The sequence below is a fragment of the Streptomyces sp. NPDC043854 genome, from assembly GCF_056436005.1.
The window spans coordinates 95,457-111,789 of record NZ_JBWKDK010000008.1 but is presented as its reverse complement, the minus strand read 5'-3'; the positions used below and the strand labels follow the sequence as shown (position 1 = coordinate 111,789).

Genomic DNA, 16,333 nt, shown 5'->3' with positions numbered 1-16,333 from the left:
ATGGCCATCACCGACACGTCCGAGCACGCCGTCCCCGCCGACAACGGGGAGGTGAGTCTGCTCATCGCCCGGCAGGTCGAGCCGGGGTACGAGGAAGCGTTCGAGGGCTGGGCGCGCGGCATCCTGGAGACCGCCGCGTCCTTCCCGGACCACCTCGGCTACGGGCTGTTCCGCCCGGCGCAGGAGGGCGGACCGTGGTTCCTCGTGCACCGCTTCCGGGACCAGTCCGCGCTGCGACGGTGGCAGGACTCGCCGGAGCGGGCCGCCTTCTTCGCGAACTGCGAGGGCCACCACCACACCGAGACGGCCCGGCGCGAGCTGCACGGCATGGAGACCTGGTTCGCCAAGCCGGGTACGGCCCAGCCCGCACCGCCGCGGTGGAAGATGGCGATCAGCTCCGGGCTGGCCATTTTCCCGATCTCGCTGGTCGGCAACGCGGTGCTCGGGCCGTACCTGGTGGACGTGAACTTCGTGCTGCGGACGGCGGCCTTCGCCGCCGTCTTCAGCACCCTGATGACCTACGTGGCCATGCCTGCCGTCAGCAGGCTGCTGCGGCCTTGGCTCACGCGCGGCTGACGGTGGTTCAGTCGAGCACGGTGACGTCGAGCTCGCCGTCGGCGTACTGCCTGCGGATCACCTTCTTGTCGAACTTGCCGACGCTGGTCTTGGGGACCGCCTCGATGAACGTCCAGCGCTCGGGCAGCTGCCACTTGGCGATGGACTGGCCGAGGAAGGCCCGCAGCGCCACATAGTCCACGGTCCCGCCCTCCTTGAGGACGACGGTGGCCAGGGGGCGCTCGCCCCACTTGTCGTCCGGGACGGCGACGACCGCGGCCTCGGCGACCTCGGGGTGCGCCATCAGCGCGTTCTCCAGCTCCACGCTGGAGATCCACTCGCCACCGGACTTGATCACGTCCTTGGCCCGGTCGGTGAGCGTGAGGAAGCCGTCCGAGGTGATCACGCCGACGTCGCCGGTCTTGAGCCAGCCGTCGGAGCTGAACTTGTCGTCGGGGCGCAGCGGTTCGCCGGATCCGCCGTAGTAGGCGCCCGCGATCCAGGGGCCGCGCACCTCCAGCTCACCCGCCGACTCCCCGTCCCAGGGCAGGATGTCGCCGCCCGGGCCGACCAGGCGGGGTTCGACGCCCGCCGGGAAGCGGCCCTGGGTGATCCGGTACGGCCACTCCTCGTCGGCGTCCAGGCCGGCCGGAGGGTGCGCCATGGTGCCGAGCGGCGAGGTCTCGGTCATCCCCCAGGCATGGCAGAGGCGGACGCCGAGCTTGTCGTACGCCTCCATCAGCGAGGGCGGGCAGGCCGCGCCGCCGATGGTGACCTGCCGCATGGAGGTCAGGTCGCGCGGGCGGGCGGTGACCTCGGCGAGGAGCCCCTGCCAGATGGTGGGGACGGCCGCGGCGTGCGTGGGCCGCTCCCGCTCGATCATCTCGGCGAGCGGGGCGGGCTGCAGGAACCGGTCCGGCATCAGCATGTTGATGCCGGTCATGAACGTGGCATGGGGCAGGCCCCAGGCGTTCACGTGGAACTGCGGGACGACGATGAGGCTGGTGTCCTTGTCGTTCAGCCCCATCGACTCCGCCATGTTGACCTGCATGGAGTGCAGGTAGATGGAGCGGTGCGAGTAGACGACGCCCTTCGGGTCGCCGGTGGTGCCCGAGGTGTAGCACATGGCGGCGGCCTGGCGCTCGTCCAGCTCCGGCCAGTCGTAGTGGTCGGAGCGGCCCGCGAGGAGCTCCTCATACTCGTGGACGCGGACGCCGAGTCCGTCGAGTACGGAGCGGTCGCCGATGCCGGAGACGACCACGTGCTCGACGGTGGGCAGGTGCGGCAGCAGCGGGGCGAGCAGCGGCAGCAGGGTCCCGTTGACCAGCACGACCCGGTCGGCGGCGTGGTTGACGATGAAGACGAGCTGCTCGGGGGGAAGCCTGAGGTTGAGGGTGTGCAGGACCGCGCCCATGGAGGGGATCGCGAAGTACGCCTCGACGTGCTCCGCGTTGTTCCACATCAGCGTGGCCACCCGGTCGTCCTGCTGGACGCCGAGCCCGTCGCGCAGGGCGTGGGCCAGGCGCCCGGCCCGGGCACCGATCTCGGCGAAGCTGCGCCGGTCCGGCTCCGCCTCTCCGGTCCAGGTCGTGACCTGGGAGTTCCCGTGGATCGTCATCCCGTGTCGGAGTATCCGACTGACGAGAAGCGGTACGTCCTGCATGGTGCTCAGCAAAGCGTCCTCCCGTGGGCGCTGCGGCGCTGCGGCGGCTTGGATTGCTGCCGATTCTGCGCACGTACCGGTCGGCATGTCACTACCCGGGGGTACAAACAGGGCGCTCAATCGCTGTCAGGGGACACGGCGTGGCGCCGCGCACAGGCCCGGGGCGCGCGTACGGTGCACGGCGCACAGGCCGCGCCGGGGGCGGGCGTTGTTTCACGTGAAACGGCGGCCCGGGTTTCACGTGAAACATCCCTGGTCGCGGCCGGAACGGGCGGCGGGCGCTCAGCGGACCGGGGTGAGCTCCGGGTCCTCGCGGAGCTTGACCAGCGCGCGGGAGACGGCGCTCTTGACGGTGCCGATGGAGACCCCCATGAGCTCGGCGGTCTGAGCCTCGGTCAGGTCCTCGTAGTAGCGCAGGACGACCATGGCACGCTGCCGGTCGGGCAGCCGGGTCACCGCGCGCCACATCGCGTCGCGCAGGGCCTGCGCCTCGGCGGGGTCGGTGCTCTGCGGTGCCTCGGTCTCCGGGAGCTCGTCGCAGGCGAACTCGTCGATCCTGCGCTTGCGCCACTGGGAGGTGCGGGTGTTGACCAGGGCCCGCCGGACGTAGCCGTCCAGGGCCCGGTGGTCCTCGATGCGGTCCCAGGCGGCGTAGGTCTTGGCCAGCGCCGTCTGGAGCAGGTCCTCGGCATCGCACGGGTTGGGCGTGAGCGAGCGCGCGGTGCGCAGCAGGCCCGCGCCCCGGGTCCGGACGTACGCCGAGAACGACGGGTACGGCGTCGGTTGCGAGGCGAGCGTGCACACGGGCGTGGTCATGGCTCCACGCTAGAAGCGCGGGGCCTGGCAGGGGATCGGCCGCAGGTGCCGAAGGGGGGTCCCTCTCAGGTTGTAGGGGCGGGGCGTATCCCACCTCCTGAAGGTGGAGGGGGCGGGGGCGGTGGGCAGGGCCACGGGTCGCGGGGCGTCAGCCGTCCGCGCCGAGGATCAGCCCGGACGTCGGTACCCCGGTCCCGGCCGTGACCAGGGCGTGGGCGGCCCCGCGGACCTGGTTGACGGAGGTGCCGCGCAGCTGGCGCACGGCTTCGGCGATGCCGTTCATGCCGTGCAGGTATGCCTCCCCGAGCTGGCCGCCGTGCGTGTTGAGGGGCAGCTCGTCCGCGGCAACGAAGTCGGCGGCCTCGCCGGGCTTGCAGAAGCCGAACTCCTCCAGCTGCATCAGCACGAACGGCGTGAAGTGGTCGTAGAGGATGCCGACGTCGATGTCCGAGGGGCGCAGTCCGCTGGTCCGCCACAGCTGCCGGGCGACCACGTCCATCTCGGGCAGGCCGGTGAGGTCGTCGCGGTAGAAGGAGGTCATGCCCTCCTGGCGGCGGCCCGCGCCCTGCGCCGCCGCGGTGATCACGGCAGGCGGGTGGCGCAGGTCGCGGGCCCGCCGGGTGCTGGTGACGACGATGGCCTGGCCGCCGTCGGTCTCCTGGCAGCAGTCCAGCAGCCGCAACGGCTCGGCGATCCAGCGCGAGGCGGCGTGCTCGGCGAGGGTGATGGGCCGGCCGTGGAACCAGGCGGCGGGGTTGTTCGCGGCGTGCCGCCGGCCGGTGACGGCGACGTGCCCGAACGCCTCGGGGGTGAGGCGGTGGGCGTGCAGGTAGCGCTGGGCGGCCATGGCCACCCAGGAGGCCGGCGTGAGCAGCCCCCAGGGCAGCGACCAGCCCAGGGCGGCGCCTTCCGCAGAGGGCTCGCGCTGCTGCACACCGGAGCCGAAGCGGCGGCCGGAGCGCTCGTTGAAGGCGCGGTAGCAGACGACGACCTCCGCGACCCCGGTGGCGACGGCGAGGGCGGCCTGCTGGACGGTGGCGCAGGCAGCACCGCCGCCGTAGTGGATGCGGGAGAAGAAGGAGAGCTCCCCGGTCCCGGCGGCCTGGGCGACCGTGATCTCGGGGCTGGTGTCCATGGTGAAGGTGACCATGCCGTCGACGTCGGCGGGGGTGAGCCCGGCGTCGTCGAGTGCGGCGTGCACGGCCTCGACGGCGAGCCGCAGCTCGCTGCGGCCGGAGTCTTTGGAGAACTCGGTCGCGCCGATACCGGCGATGGCGGCGCGCCCGCCGAGCCCGTCCCGGTTCCGCACGCTCATGCCGTGCCTCCCGGGGCGGGCAGGGTCACGGTGACGGTGCCGGTGACGTGCCGGCCGATGCCGTTGGCCCCGACCACGCGGATCTCGGCGGTGTCCCCGGCGAGGGCGGTGACGGTGCCGGTGAGGGTCATGGTGTCGCCCGGGTGGTTCGGGGCGCCCAGCCGGATGGCCACCCTGCGCAGGACGGCCCCGGGGCCGAGGTGGTCGGTGATGTACCGGCCGACCAGCCCGTTCGTGGTCAGGATGTTCATGAAGATGTCCGGGGAGCCCTTTTCGCGCGCGAGCTCCGCGTCGTGGTGCACGTCCTGGTAGTCCCGGGAGGCGATCGCGCCCGCGACGATGAGCGTGCGGGTGATCGGGATCTCCAGCGGCGGCAGTGTGTCGCCGACGTTCATGCGTCCTCCCCCTCGGGCGGTGTGTTCGGCCGGGACAGGAGGGTGCCGAGCTCGGCCAGCAGCTCGCTGCCGCAGCCGAGGTAGGCGTCGAGCTGGCGCCCCCACAGGAAGTGCCGGTGGACCGGGTGGTCGAGGTCGGCGCCCGTCCCGCCGTGCAGGTGCTGGACCGCGTGGACGACCCGCTTGCCCGCCTCCGAGGCCCACCAGGCCGCCGTCAGGGCGTGCTCGTGCGCCAGGAGCCCTTGGTCGATGCGCCAGGCCGCCTCGTAGGCGGTGACCCGGATCGCCTCCGTGTCCATGTGCGCGTCGGCGGCGCGCAGCATCACCCCCTGGTTCGTGGAGAGGGGCCGGCCGAACTGCTCGCGGGTGGAGGTGTACTCGGCCGCGCGGGCCACGGCGCCCGCGCATACGCCCGCCTGAAGCCCCGCGAACGCCGTGCGGGCGGCGGCGAGCACCTGCCCGTAGGGCTGCCCGCCGGGAGCGGGCGCCGGGCCGAGCGGTTCGGCCTCGGCCCCGGCCAGGCCGAGCCGCCCGGCAGCCCAGGGGGCGGTGGTCTCCACGGGCGCGGTCTCCACGCCGGGAGCGTCCGTCCGTACGAGCCACAGGGCCCGGTCCGCATCGGGGACCAGGACATGGGAGGCATCGCGCAGCCACGGCACGAGGGGAGCGGTACCGGTCAGCCGGCCGTCCGCCGACGCGGTGAAGCATCCGCGGGCCGGGAGGGCGCCGGTGGCCACCGCCTCGCCCGTGCACAGGGCGGGCAGCAGGCGGGCCCGCTGCTCGGCGCTGCCGTGCGCGGCGACGGGGAGGACCCCGTACACGCAGGTGGCGGCGTACGGGACCTGCGCCGTGGTGCGGCCCTGCTCCTCCAGCAGCAGCACCAGCCCGAGCAGGCCGATGTCCTCCACCGCGCCGATCAGCCCGGAGTCGGCGAGGGCCTTCCACAGTTCGGCGTCGGTGCCGGTGTCGGCCGCGGCGAGGCGTTCGTGGGTGGCGAGGTCGCGGAAGATGCGGGTGGCGAGCGCGGCCGCGGTTGCCTGCTCCTCGGTGGGGCGGAAGTCCATCAGCCCTCCGCCCCGCCTCGGAAGACCGGCAGCTCCAACTCCTCGTCCACCCGCAGGAACTCCAGCCGGACGGGCATCCCGATGCGGACCGCGTCGTACGGGACGCCGGTGATGTTGGTGATCATGCGGACTCCCTCGGCGAGTTCGACGAGCGCGACCGCGTACGGGGGGTCGAAGGCCGGGAACGGCGGATGGTGCAGGACGACGTAGCTGAAGACCGTGGCCTCGCCGCAGGCCTCGACGGTGTCCCAGTCCAGGCTCGCGCAGGCGTTGCACCCGGGCAGCCAGGGGAAGCGGAGGGTCGCGCAGGAGGTGCATCGCTGGATCAGCAGCCTGTGGTCCCGGACGCCGTCCCAGAAGCCCTGGTTGTCGCGGTTGACCACGGGACGGGGGCGGCGGGGCTGCTCGGGCCGCCGCCGGGGCGGTGCCGCGTGCGGGGGCGCGTCCTGCCCGGCCGGTCGGGGCCGTGCGGCGGGCGCGTACTTGAGGATCCGGAAGCGGTGGGTGCCGGCGAGTTCGCCCCCGACGCGGACGTCCATGCGCGTGGTCACGAAGTGGCCGGGGCCCAGCCCGGTCGTCTTGCGCGGCGATACGGACTCGATCACGGCGTCGAAGGTGACGGTGTCGCCGGGGCGCAGCGGGCGCAGGTACTCCTGCTCGCAGTCGGTGGCGACGACGGAGGTGCAGCCGGCTCCGTCGAGGAGGGCGAGGAGTTCGTCGTAGGCGCCGGAGCGGGCGGTGTGCCCCGACAGTCCGCCCATCGTCCAGGCCTGGAGCATGGTGGGCGGGGCGATCGCGTCCGGGCCCGTGTAGGCGGGGCTGGTGTCGCCCATCGCCTCGCACCAGTGGCGGATCATCGCCTCGTTGACGGGGTCCTTGCCCTGCCCGGCGGTGGCGGCCGGCCGGCCCTCGTAGGCCAGGAGCCGCGCGAGGAACCGCTCTGCTGCCGCGTCCTGTGCCTTCCCGGACTCCGTGGCGGTCATCGCTTCCTCCCCTTCATGCCGAGCCGCATCATGGCGACGATCTCCCGCTGGACCTCGCCGGCTCCGCCGCCGAAGGTGTTGATCTGGGCGGCGCGGTTCATCCGCTCCAGCTCGCCGTCCGCGAAGGCTCCGGGCCCGGCTCCCCGCAAGAGGGCCCGCTCGCCCACCACCTCCTGGCACATCCGGTACACCTCGACGGTGGTCTCGGTGCCGAAGAACTTCACGCCGCTGGCGTCGCCCGGGGCCAGGGTGCCGGCACCCACGTCCTGGACCAGGCGCCAGTTGAGGAGGCGTACGGCGGCCAGCCGGGCGTGGGCCTCGGCGAGCCGGGCTTGCACCCAGGGCCGGTCGGCGGGGCGTTCGCCGGTGACCGGGTCGGGAGTGCGGGCGTGCCGGAGCGCGGCCTCGTAGACGTCCTCGGCCTGCATGCCGATGGCGGCCAGGGCCACCCGCTCGTGGTTGAGCTGGTTGGTGATCAGGCCCCAGCCGCCGTGCTCGGGGCCCACCAGGTTGCCCGCGGGCACGCGGACCCCGTCGTAGTACGTCGAGGTGGTCGTCAGGCCGCCTACCGTCTCGATCGGGGTCCACGAGAAGCCGGGCGCGGCGGTCGGCACGAGGATGATCGAGATTCCTTTGTGCTTGGGGGCCGCCGGATCGGTGCGGCAGGCCAGCCAGATCCAGTCGGCGTTCTGGGCGTTGGACGTGAAGACCTTCTGGCCGTCGACTATCCAATCGGCTTCGTCACGTACCGCGCGGGTGCGCAGGGACGCCAGGTCCGTGCCGGCCGCGGGCTCGGAGTAGCCGATGGCGAAGACGGTCTCGCCGCGGAGGATCCGGGGCAGGAAGTAGTCCTTCTGCTGCGTGGTCCCGTACTTCATCAGGGTCGGGCCCACCGTGTTGAGGGTGACCATCGAGACGGGGGCGCCGGCCCGGTAGGCCTCGTCGAAGAACACGAACTGCTCGTCGGCGCCGCGCCCCTGGCCGCCGTACTCGACGGGCCAGCCGAGGCCGAGCAGGCCGTCGGCGCCGATCCGGCGCAGCAGGGCGCGCTGGGCGGCCGGGTCGGCGGGGGGCGCGCCGTCCGGCAGGAGGTCGTGGAAGTACGCGCGCAGTTCGGCGCGGAGCCGCAACTGGCCTTCGGTCGGGGCGAGGTGCACGGCGCAGTCCTCCCGGCTCACATCGGCGATGTGAATCTGACTGTCCGTCAGTTCTGCGGAGGATGTCAAGGTCGCCGGCGGGCGGCGGCAGGCTCGGACGCACACGAAAAGGGGCAGCACGGGGAGCGGGTGCCTGCCGCAGCTACCGCATCGGGAGGAAGTGGACCGCCACATTCGAGTTGGCCTGCTGGATTCCGGCCAGTGCCGAGCCGTTGACCTGCGCGGAGTTGCTCTGGTCCGACGCCACCCCCCCTGCAGAGCACGGCGGCAAGCGGGAGCGAAGCGGCGGCGGCGAGGACACGGGCGGTACGGATGCTTGGCCGTCCCATGCCTCACACCCCTGCGCGCCCTCCCGCGCGCCCCCGCGCCTCCTGTGTCCGCCCCGCGCGCTAGGCGGCGAGCGCGAGCCGAAGCCGGACGTCCGCCGCGGCAACGGCATCCCGCGCCGAGCCGGTGACACGGGAAGCGGCACGGGCGGCAGCCCCGATGGGGGCACCCTCACCGACGCGGGCAGCGGCGGCAACAGCCGAGTTGCGGACGGACGGGGTGCTGCCGTGCGCCTCGGCGCAGATCCGCTGCTTGATGGTCGGCGGCAGCGCCCAGCTCGGCATCACCGTCCCCCGGCTCCGCGATACGGCCGGCCGGCACACCTCCACGCACCTGCACCAAGCGGGCGCTTCCCCGACGGAGACGGTCGGCGCTGCGGCCCCGCCGCGAAGCCCGAGGACGGAGAGCAGCGACGCGAGCGCGGTGACGACAACGGTCCAGACCGAGGTGAGAGTGATGCGCTGAGCCATGACGAGGTGCCTCGCTTCGCACTGTTCCGGCGGGCGGATCTGCATACATTCGTCATGATGTATCCGCAAATGCACGGCCCGCACCACCCGCGCCGATCGTCCGACAAACACCACCCGAAGGGCCCAAACGAAGAAGGGGTGCCCCGGAACCGGGACACCCCTTCTGGTCAGCGCGCGCCGACCTGGTGCGGTGGGTGTGGGATTTGAACCCACGGTGACTCGCGCCACGACGGTTTTCAAGACCGTTCCCTTAGGCCGCTCGGGCAACCCACCTGGCCGGTACAGACTACCGGGAGGTGGGAGGCGGTGGCGTCAGGAATTCTGGGCCTTGTCGTAGGCGGCCTTCGCCTCGTTGCCGAAGTAGGGGCCGAACATCCGGTTCGGCAGGAAGGTGTAGCCGAAGCTGTTCACCGAGACCTGGGTGCCCAGGCCCGTGGTCTCGTTGAAGTCCTGGAACCAGGGGCCGCCGCTGGAGCCGCCGGTCATGTTGCAGGCCAGGCTGTGGTCCTTGGTCAGCAGGAAGTCCCTGCTGCTGTTGCCGCTGCAGTAGACCAGCTTGGTGCCGTCGTACGGCGAGGCAGCCGGGAAGCCGAAGGCGTACATCCGCTTGTTGTAGCCGCCGTTGAACAGGATGCCCTGGGCGCCGACGACCTGGCTGAGCTTCTGGCCGTTCTGCGGGGCGACGACCGCGAGGCCGACGTCCATGTTCATGTCCTCGCTGGCGGCCCACTGGTCCGTCGCGAAGGTCTTGGTGGCCGGCCACTGGCCGTAGGGCGCGTTGCCGTTGTTGTACGCCGGGACGAAGACCCAGTTGGTGTGCCAAGCGCCCTGGTACTTCACGCAGTGGCCGGCGGTGATCACCGTGCTGCCGTTGGCGCTGGTGACGGAGTCGCCGGAGCAGGACGCGGTCCGGTCGCCGAAGGTGAAGAAGACGCGGCCGGAGGTCTTCACCACCGCCCCGCCGCCCGTCCAGGCGCCGCCCGCCTGGGGGAAGGCCGTCGGGGAGGCCGCGGCGGAGGCGGGCGCGGAGGCGGCGGTCGGAGCGATCAGCGTGGGCCGGTCCGCGGTCGTGGCCGGCGCCCGTCCTGTCCCCGGCGCCGCCACCACGTCCAGCGGGACGGCGCTGCGCATCCGCTCGGCGGTCCAGAAGCCGGCGGTGTGCTGCTGCCGGAACGAGGCCGGGGCTTCCGCGGCGGCCGATGGGGTGGCCGCCGTCAGCGCGCCCGCGATGAGGGCGCCTGCCGCCAGCAGGACCGATGCCGCCGTGCGATGACGATTCACGCATGACTCCTTCTGCCGTGCCCGGTCCCGTCGAACCGGACAGGGTGGGGGTGAAGAGCTGTCGGTGCGGATCGGCCGCAGGGTGGCACGCGCGGCACGAGATGTCAGGAGACGGCCGGACCGTTCGGTCGGTTCAGGCCAGGAATTGGCCAACTCCCGCCCGTGGGACCGGCCGTACGCCCCTCCCGCCCCTCACCATCTCTTCCCTCATACGGTCATCAGCACGCCCGCGTACGAGACTCCGGCCACCACCACCCACGCCCCGAGCCCCAGTGCGGCGGCCCGACCGCCTGTCCGGGCCATGGAGCGGAGGTCCACCGCGCTGCCGAGCCCGAACAAGGCGGCTGCCAGCAGGAGTTCCTGCACGGTGTGCGCCCACTCCAGGGCTGCCCCGGGCAGCACACCGGTGGCGCGCAGGGCGGCCGCGGCCAGGAAACCGACCACGAACAGCGGCACGGGAGCCGGGCGGCGACCGGAAGACGTGCGCTCGCCCCGGCGGCGGGCCCGCAGTGCGAAGGCCACGGCCGCCACCAGCGGAGTCAGCAGCGCCACGCGCATCAGCTTGACCACGACCGCTTCGCCGAGCGAGCCGGGGCCCGCGGTCTGCGCGGTCGCCACGACCTGGCCGACGTCGTGGACGCTCGCGCCGACCCAGCGCCCGAACGCCACGTCGGAGAGCCCGAGCGGATCCTGGAGCAGCGGCAGTACGGCAATGGCCAGCGTGCCGCACAGGGTCACCAGCGCGGCCGAGGCGGCCACGTCCTCCTCGTCACTGCCGGTCACCTGGCTCACCGCACCGATCGCCGAGGCCCCGCAGATCGAGTAGCCGGTGGCGATCAGCAGCGGCTGGTCGCCCGGCAGGCCGAGCCGTCGGCCCAGCCAGAGCGTCCCGAAGAAGGTGGCCGCGACCACGCCCGCCACCATGGCCAGGGTGGCCCAGCCCAGTCCGAGCACCTGGTCCAGGCCCAGACCGAGGCCGAGCAGCACGATGCCGATCCGCATCAGCCGCCGACCGGCCAGCGAGAGGCCGGGACGGGCGGCTCCGCGTACGGTCGCCCGTAGGCCGGGAAGGTGGGCCGCGGCGATCCCCAGCACCACCGACGCGGTCAGCATGGGGATCGCGGGCACGAGCCGGTGCACGCACCACGCCACGGCGACGCCGGCGGCGGCCATCCCCAACCCCGGCCAGGAAGAGGATGTTTCACGTGAAACCCGGCCCGCCGGTGCGCTTCCTGCCGCGCGTATCGGGCGGTTGAGAAGCGCCATCAGTCGGCGGGGAGCGTGTAGACGCGGCGCACACTACTGCCCAGGCGGACGACATCGGCTCCGTAGATGTGGATCGATATCGCCTTGGTGGTACAGGAGTTGCGGACCTTGTGGATGTCGCCGGGCGGGGCGAATCCGCAGACGTCGCCGACGCCGTTGACCACGGCCTCGGTGGCCACCAGCCGGGCGCCGGACGTCGCTGTGGCGGGCGCGAGCCGGTAGCGGAGCTCGCTCTCCTCGCCCTCGTGAACGCCCGCCACGCACCAGGAGACGTGGTCGTGGATGGCGGTCTCCTGACCGGGCAGCCACACCAGCGCCACCACCGAGAAGCTGCCGTCCGGCTCCGCATGCAGGACATGCTGCCGGTACCGGTCGGGGCTGCCCTCGCACTGCTCGGGCATGAGCAGGTCGGGCGTGCCCAGCTGCGGGGCGAGTCGTTCGCCGACGAGGTAGGCGGTCAGGTCCGGGGCCAGCCCCCGGTCCACGACCGTGCGGATCTCCTGGACGAGGGCGGCCATCCTCGCAGTGGTACGGGCCGGCGTCGTGGTGGTCATATGGGCAGAGTCGGACAGCTCACCCATCACGTCCAACGACAGTTTTCACCTGAAATCCCAAGCACTGCTTATGGGTTGCCGGGGGCGTGATCGACGGGGTCAGCACCCTATGCGGTTCGAGGCCACCAGCTTGAGCGCGTCGAGGAGCACGGCCGTCGCCGGTATCCGCAGGTGGTCGCGGTACACGTACGCGGCAATGTGGCGGCGGGCGTCCGGCTGGAGCGGCCGCCCGCAGACCCGGGTCAGGGAGAGGGAGGGCAGGACCAGGGCGGGCATCATCGCCACGCCGAGCCCCTGCCCGACCATGCTCTGAACGACCAGGTTGTCGTCCGAGGCGAACCGGATGTCGGGCACGAAGCCCAGCTCGGCGCACTCGTGCAGCAGGTTGGCCCGGCAGCGCGGACACCCCGCGATCCACCGCTCCTCCGCGAGGTCGGCCAGGTGCACGGCCCGGCGCCGGGCCAGCTGGTGCCCGGTCGGGAGCAGCACGGTGAGCTGGTCCTCCAGCAGCCTGACCTCCACGACCTCCTCGGGAACCTCCTCATGGAGCCCGGGGTAGGTGAAGGCCAGGGTGATGTCGCACTCCCCGCGTTCCAGCCGCAGCAGCGATTCCGGGGGCTCCCCGTCCAGCAGCTCGACCTGGACGCCCGGATGGTCCTTGGCCAGGCTGCTCAGGGCCTCGGGAACGAGGGTGGCGTTGGCGCTGGGGAAGCCGCACAGGCGCACCCGCCCGGTGCGCAGGCGCGCGTGCGCCTTCATCTGGGCCTCGGCGGCGGAGAGACTGCCGAGGATGGACTCGGCGTGCCGGGCCAGGGACTTTCCCGCCTCGGTGAGCTGCATCCTGCGGCCGACGCGGGTGAACAGCGGGGTACCGACGGCGCGTTCGAGCGCCTTCATCTGCTGGGTGATCGCGGGCTGCGTGTACCCGAGGGCACGCGCAGCCGCCGAGTAGGAACCAGAGGCCACGACTTCGTGGAAAGTACGTATGTGCCGCGAATCGAACACACGGGAAGCATAAGCGGACGTTGGGAGGGGCCGAAGGCAGAATCCCGCCCGCGGCCCCTCCTCATTCCGGCCAGCCGTCCCGGCCGGCCGCCCGCTGCTACTTGTCGCCGACGCGCGAGCCGAGCGTGATGTCCACGGTGGTCGGCTTGCCGTCGCGCAGGTAGGTCAGCTTCACGACGTCGCCCGGCTTGTGCGTCCAGATTTCGCTGATGAGCGTCGGGCCGCTGTCGATCGGCCGGTCGCCGAAGCGGGTGATGATGTCGCCCGGCTTGAGGCCGGCCTTGCCGGCCGGGCCGTTGGGATCGACCAGCTCGTTGGCCGGAGCGCCCTGCTCGGAAATCTTGGCGCCGTCGACCTTGGACTGGAGGTCCACGGAAACGGAGATGACCGGGTACACCGGCTTGCCCGTCTTGATCAGCGACTCGGCGACGATCTTCGCCTGGTTGACCGGAATGGCGAAGCCGAGGCCGATCGAACCGGCCTGTCCGCCGCCGAACCCGCCACCGCCGGCGGACTGGATGGCGGAGTTGATACCGATGACCGCGCCGCGGCCGTCGAGCAGCGGACCACCCGAGTTGCCCGGGTTGATCGAGGCGTCCGTCTGGAGGGCGCTCATGTACGAGTTCTTGCCGCCGGAGCCGTCGCCGGAGGCCACCGGGCGGTCCTTGGCGCTGACGATGCCGGTGGTGACCGTGTTGGACAGGCCGAAGGGGGCGCCGATCGCGATGGTCGCGTCGCCGACCGCGACCTTGTCGGAGTCGCCGAGCGGGAGCGGCTTGAGGCCGGCCGGCGGGTTCTTCAGCTTGAGCACGGCAACGTCGTAGCCCTGGGCCCGGCCGACGACCTCGGCCTCGTACTTCTTGCCGTCGGAGAAGGTCGCGGCGACCTTGCCGCCGTTCGCCGCGGAGGCCACCACGTGGTTGTTGGTGAGGATGTGGCCCTGCTGGTCGTAGACGAACCCGGTGCCGGTGCCGCCCTCGCCGTCGCCGGCGGAGGCCTGGATGGTGACGACGCTGGGCAGCGCGGAGGCGGCCAGACCCGCGATGGAGCCGGGCTCGCGCTTGAGGTCCTTCGGGGTGTTGCCGGCGGTGATCGTCGTGGAGCCGAAGCCGTCGCTCTTGCGCTCCGCCGCCCAGTAGCCGAGGCCGCCGCCGACACCGCCCGCGAGCAGGGCCGCCACGAGCACGGCGGCGATCAAACCGCTCCGCCCCTTCGGCTTGGCCGGGGGCACGCCGTCGACCAGGGGGGTGCCCCAGCCGGTGCCGTGGCCGCCGCCTCCCGCGTATGCCGGGACCGTCGGCGGCGCGGGGGGCCAGCCCTCGGCACCACCGTACGCGGCCGGGGCCGGCGCGGTGTGCGGGGCGGCAGGCTGCGCGTACGCCGGGGCCGGAGCCTGGTGCGGGGCGGGCGGGATCTGCTGGGTGGGCTCGGTGCCGGGCGCAGGCGTCGGCGGGAGCTGCTGGGTCACGGGCTCAGCGGGGGCGGGCGCCGAAGCCGGGGCCGCCGGGGCGGGAGCGGCAGGCGCCGCGGCCGGGGCCGCCGGGGCGGAAGCCGGGACCGGAGGGGCCGCGGGGGGCGTCGGGGCCGCGGTTCCCTCGTTATCGGTGCTCACAGCGCTCTCTCCTCGTCACACACGGCTTCACAAACTGGCGTTTCGGCCCGTCTGAACGTTCGACGTGCCGCACAAGTTCCTGGGAAAAGCGTTCCCCATCACCCGTCAGAGCACTGTAAGCCGGACCTGTGCATCTCCCCCATCCTTTATATCTGGCATTTCGGTCACACCTGCAGGGTCGAAGGCCTCCATCCGGAGCCTCCTCGGTGGCACCATGACCCGGTGACCCACGCAATGCCGCTCCCCATCCAGGTCGTCGCCCACCGCGGCGCCTCGGAGGATGCCCCCGAGCACACGCTGGCCGCCTACCGCAGGGCCATCGAGGACGGCGCGGACGCCCTCGAATGCGATGTCCGGCTCACCGCCGACGGTCATCTGGTCCTGGTCCACGACCGCCGGGTCAACCGCACCTCCAACGGCCGCGGCGCCGTCTCCGCCCTGGAGCTGGCCGATCTCGCGGCCCTCGACTTCGGCTCGTGGAGGGACCGCGAGGAGTCCCCCGACTGGGACGCCGACCCCGAGCGGACCTCGGTCCTCACCCTGGAGCGGCTGCTGGAGCTGGTCTCCGACGCCGGACGGCCCGTACCGCTCGCGATCGAGACGAAGCACCCGACCCGCTGGGCCGGACAGGTGGAGGAGCGCCTCCTCTTCCTCCTCAAGCGGTTCGGTCTGGACGCTCCGCCCGCCGAGGGCCCGCACCCGGTCCGCGTCATGAGCTTCTCCGCCCGCTCCCTGCACCGGGTGCGCGCCGCCGCGCCGACGATCCCGACCGTCTACCTGATGCAGTTCGTGTCGCCGCGGATGCGCGACGGGCGGCTTCCGGCCGGTGTGCGGATCGCCGGCCCGGGCATGCGGATCGTGCGCAACAACCCCGGCTACATCCGCAGGCTCCAGAGCGCGGGCCACTCCGTGCACGTGTGGACCGTAGACGAACCCGAGGACGTTCAGCTCTGCGCCGATCTCGGCGTGGAAGCAATCATCACGAACAGACCGCGACAGGTTCTGTCACAGCTCGGGCGCTGACGTCCCTATTTGCCCACCCGCCCCGCCGGACCCGCCCGTGACAGGGTGTGCCCCGGCGCATCCGCTCCGCAACCGGTGGTCATGAATGCGTCAGAGGGCTCCCGGTTCGTCGGTTTCCGGTCCAGGCCATTGGGGCATCCAGACCATGGCGTGGGACTAAGGAGGTTCCGGGGGTGGCGTTGGTGGTGGCACAGGAAGTGCCCACGTCGTCGTGCATGGACGTACGCCATGGTCCTGCGGGCGTAGGCGAGGCGAGACACCGGATGCGCGAGCAGTTGCGTATCAGCGGGGTGTCCGAATCGGTCGTGGACGACGCCGTACTGATCCTTTCCGAACTGCTCGGCAACGCCTGTCGGCACGGCAGGCCGCTGGGCGCCGGGGAGATCGGCGACGGGGAGATACGCGCCGCGTGGCGCATCGACATGGCGGGACGGCTGACAGTCGAGGTCACGGACGGAGGCGGCCCCACCCGCCCCGTTCCGGCCACGCCCTCGGTCACCGCGCACGGCGGCCGGGGGCTGAACATCATCAGCGCCCTCGCACAGGACTGGGGAGTCCGGGACGGAGCGGCCGGCGAGGTCACCGTCTGGGTGATCGTCGCGTGCGGGGCACGTCACGCGGATTTTGCTACGCGCGTTGCGCCCCCGGTCCTCGACTTCAGCACCGCCTTCGACGATCTGGATCCCTGACCGGATCCCCGACCGGATCCTCCAACGGATCCCCGACTGACCCGAACGACCGAACGACCCGAACAACCCGACCGACCTGAGCAACCCGAACGACCCGACTGCAGCACCCGCATCAGCGGCCATCGGTACGACCATCAGCACAGCGTCCGTACAAGCGG

At 72.3% G+C, this 16,333-nt stretch carries 16 protein-coding genes and 1 tRNA gene; 3 read left to right on the top strand and 14 right to left on the bottom strand.

Going from position 1 to position 16,333, the window contains the following annotated elements; genetic code table 11:
* A complete protein-coding gene (locus tag AC068A_RS10530; RefSeq protein ID WP_478583478.1) occupies window positions 1-576 on the top strand; it encodes an antibiotic biosynthesis monooxygenase in 576 nt (191 codons plus the stop codon).
* Window positions 577-583: 7 nt separating this feature from the next.
* Here the strand turns inward: AC068A_RS10530 and AC068A_RS10525 are convergent, their stop codons facing one another.
* The 14 genes from AC068A_RS10525 to AC068A_RS10460 form a co-directional block, all read right to left on the bottom strand.
* A complete protein-coding gene (locus AC068A_RS10525; RefSeq protein ID WP_478583476.1) occupies window positions 584-2,230 on the bottom strand; it encodes a long-chain fatty acid--CoA ligase in 1,647 nt (548 codons plus the stop codon).
* A gap of 270 nt (window positions 2,231-2,500) precedes the next feature.
* Complete coding sequence (locus tag AC068A_RS10520) at window positions 2,501-3,034, bottom strand: SigE family RNA polymerase sigma factor (protein ID WP_478583474.1); 534 nt, start codon at window positions 3,032-3,034, stop codon at window positions 2,501-2,503.
* A 148-nt stretch (window positions 3,035-3,182) separates the two neighbouring features.
* Complete coding sequence (locus AC068A_RS10515) at window positions 3,183-4,349, bottom strand: lipid-transfer protein (RefSeq protein ID WP_478583472.1); 1,167 nt, start codon at window positions 4,347-4,349, stop codon at window positions 3,183-3,185.
* The gene (locus tag AC068A_RS10510) at window positions 4,346-4,744 is read right to left on the bottom strand and encodes a MaoC family dehydratase (protein ID WP_478583470.1); all 399 of its coding nucleotides are present in this window, start codon (window positions 4,742-4,744) and stop codon (window positions 4,346-4,348) included. Before AC068A_RS10510 ends, AC068A_RS10515 begins: the two co-directional genes overlap by 4 nt.
* Window positions 4,741-5,808 (bottom strand): acyl-CoA dehydrogenase family protein, encoded by a 1,068-nt coding sequence (locus AC068A_RS10505; protein WP_478583468.1) that lies wholly within the window; start codon window positions 5,806-5,808, stop codon window positions 4,741-4,743. The genes AC068A_RS10510 and AC068A_RS10505 overlap by 4 nt, the downstream gene beginning before the upstream one ends.
* Window positions 5,808-6,791 carry a bifunctional MaoC family dehydratase N-terminal/OB-fold nucleic acid binding domain-containing protein gene (locus AC068A_RS10500; protein WP_478583466.1) on the bottom strand — a complete coding sequence of 328 codons (984 nt, stop codon included), beginning with the start codon at window positions 6,789-6,791 and terminating at the stop codon, window positions 5,808-5,810. Before AC068A_RS10500 ends, AC068A_RS10505 begins: the two co-directional genes overlap by 1 nt.
* Window positions 6,788-7,948 carry an acyl-CoA dehydrogenase family protein gene (locus AC068A_RS10495; RefSeq protein ID WP_478583620.1) on the bottom strand — a complete coding sequence of 387 codons (1,161 nt, stop codon included), beginning with the start codon at window positions 7,946-7,948 and terminating at the stop codon, window positions 6,788-6,790. Before AC068A_RS10495 ends, AC068A_RS10500 begins: the two co-directional genes overlap by 4 nt.
* Window positions 7,949-8,337: 389 nt before the next feature.
* Window positions 8,338-8,745, bottom strand: a complete 408-nt coding sequence (locus AC068A_RS10490; RefSeq protein WP_478583464.1) for a DUF6344 domain-containing protein — start codon at window positions 8,743-8,745, stop codon at window positions 8,338-8,340.
* Window positions 8,746-8,933: 188 nt separating this feature from the next.
* Window positions 8,934-9,018 (bottom strand) — tRNA-Ser (locus AC068A_RS10485).
* Between the two features lie 39 nt (window positions 9,019-9,057).
* Complete coding sequence (locus tag AC068A_RS10480) at window positions 9,058-10,026, bottom strand: trypsin-like serine peptidase (RefSeq protein WP_478583462.1); 969 nt, start codon at window positions 10,024-10,026, stop codon at window positions 9,058-9,060.
* 207 nt (window positions 10,027-10,233) lie between these two features.
* Window positions 10,234-11,292, bottom strand: a complete 1,059-nt coding sequence (locus AC068A_RS10475; protein ID WP_478583460.1) for a YeiH family protein — start codon at window positions 11,290-11,292, stop codon at window positions 10,234-10,236.
* Window positions 11,292-11,846 carry a cysteine dioxygenase family protein gene (locus AC068A_RS10470; protein ID WP_478583458.1) on the bottom strand — a complete coding sequence of 185 codons (555 nt, stop codon included), beginning with the start codon at window positions 11,844-11,846 and terminating at the stop codon, window positions 11,292-11,294. Before AC068A_RS10470 ends, AC068A_RS10475 begins: the two co-directional genes overlap by 1 nt.
* A 99-nt stretch (window positions 11,847-11,945) precedes the next feature.
* Window positions 11,946-12,851 carry a LysR family transcriptional regulator gene (locus AC068A_RS10465; RefSeq protein ID WP_478583456.1) on the bottom strand — a complete coding sequence of 302 codons (906 nt, stop codon included), beginning with the start codon at window positions 12,849-12,851 and terminating at the stop codon, window positions 11,946-11,948.
* A 97-nt stretch (window positions 12,852-12,948) separates the two neighbouring features.
* A complete protein-coding gene (locus tag AC068A_RS10460; protein WP_478583454.1) occupies window positions 12,949-14,463 on the bottom strand; it encodes a S1C family serine protease in 1,515 nt (504 codons plus the stop codon).
* 234 nt (window positions 14,464-14,697) lie between these two features.
* On the opposite strand from AC068A_RS10460, the gene AC068A_RS10455 reads away from it, so the two are divergent.
* Window positions 14,698-15,486 (top strand): glycerophosphodiester phosphodiesterase, encoded by a 789-nt coding sequence (locus tag AC068A_RS10455; RefSeq protein ID WP_478583618.1) that lies wholly within the window; start codon window positions 14,698-14,700, stop codon window positions 15,484-15,486.
* A gap of 59 nt (window positions 15,487-15,545) precedes the next feature.
* Window positions 15,546-16,175, top strand: coding sequence for an ATP-binding protein (locus AC068A_RS10450; RefSeq protein WP_478583616.1), 630 nt, complete (start codon window positions 15,546-15,548; stop codon window positions 16,173-16,175).
* Window positions 16,176-16,333 lie beyond the last annotated feature (158 nt).

Excerpts from the sequence above, each read along its gene's own strand:
- AC068A_RS10530 (WP_478583478.1), top strand. The coding sequence starts at position 1 with ATGGCCATCACCGACACGTCCGAGCACGCCGTCCCCGCCGACAACGGG.
- AC068A_RS10520 (WP_478583474.1), bottom strand. The coding sequence starts at position 3,034 with ATGACCACGCCCGTGTGCACGCTCGCCTCGCAACCGACGCCGTACCCG.
- AC068A_RS10515 (WP_478583472.1), bottom strand. The coding sequence starts at position 4,349 with ATGAGCGTGCGGAACCGGGACGGGCTCGGCGGGCGCGCCGCCATCGCC.
- AC068A_RS10510 (WP_478583470.1), bottom strand. The coding sequence starts at position 4,744 with ATGAACGTCGGCGACACACTGCCGCCGCTGGAGATCCCGATCACCCGC.
- AC068A_RS10505 (WP_478583468.1), bottom strand. The coding sequence starts at position 5,808 with ATGGACTTCCGCCCCACCGAGGAGCAGGCAACCGCGGCCGCGCTCGCC.
- AC068A_RS10500 (WP_478583466.1), bottom strand. The coding sequence starts at position 6,791 with ATGACCGCCACGGAGTCCGGGAAGGCACAGGACGCGGCAGCAGAGCGG.
- AC068A_RS10490 (WP_478583464.1), bottom strand. The coding sequence starts at position 8,745 with ATGGCTCAGCGCATCACTCTCACCTCGGTCTGGACCGTTGTCGTCACC.
- AC068A_RS10475 (WP_478583460.1), bottom strand. The coding sequence starts at position 11,292 with ATGGCGCTTCTCAACCGCCCGATACGCGCGGCAGGAAGCGCACCGGCG.
- AC068A_RS10470 (WP_478583458.1), bottom strand. The coding sequence starts at position 11,846 with ATGACCACCACGACGCCGGCCCGTACCACTGCGAGGATGGCCGCCCTC.
- AC068A_RS10455 (WP_478583618.1), top strand. The coding sequence starts at position 14,698 with ATGCCGCTCCCCATCCAGGTCGTCGCCCACCGCGGCGCCTCGGAGGAT.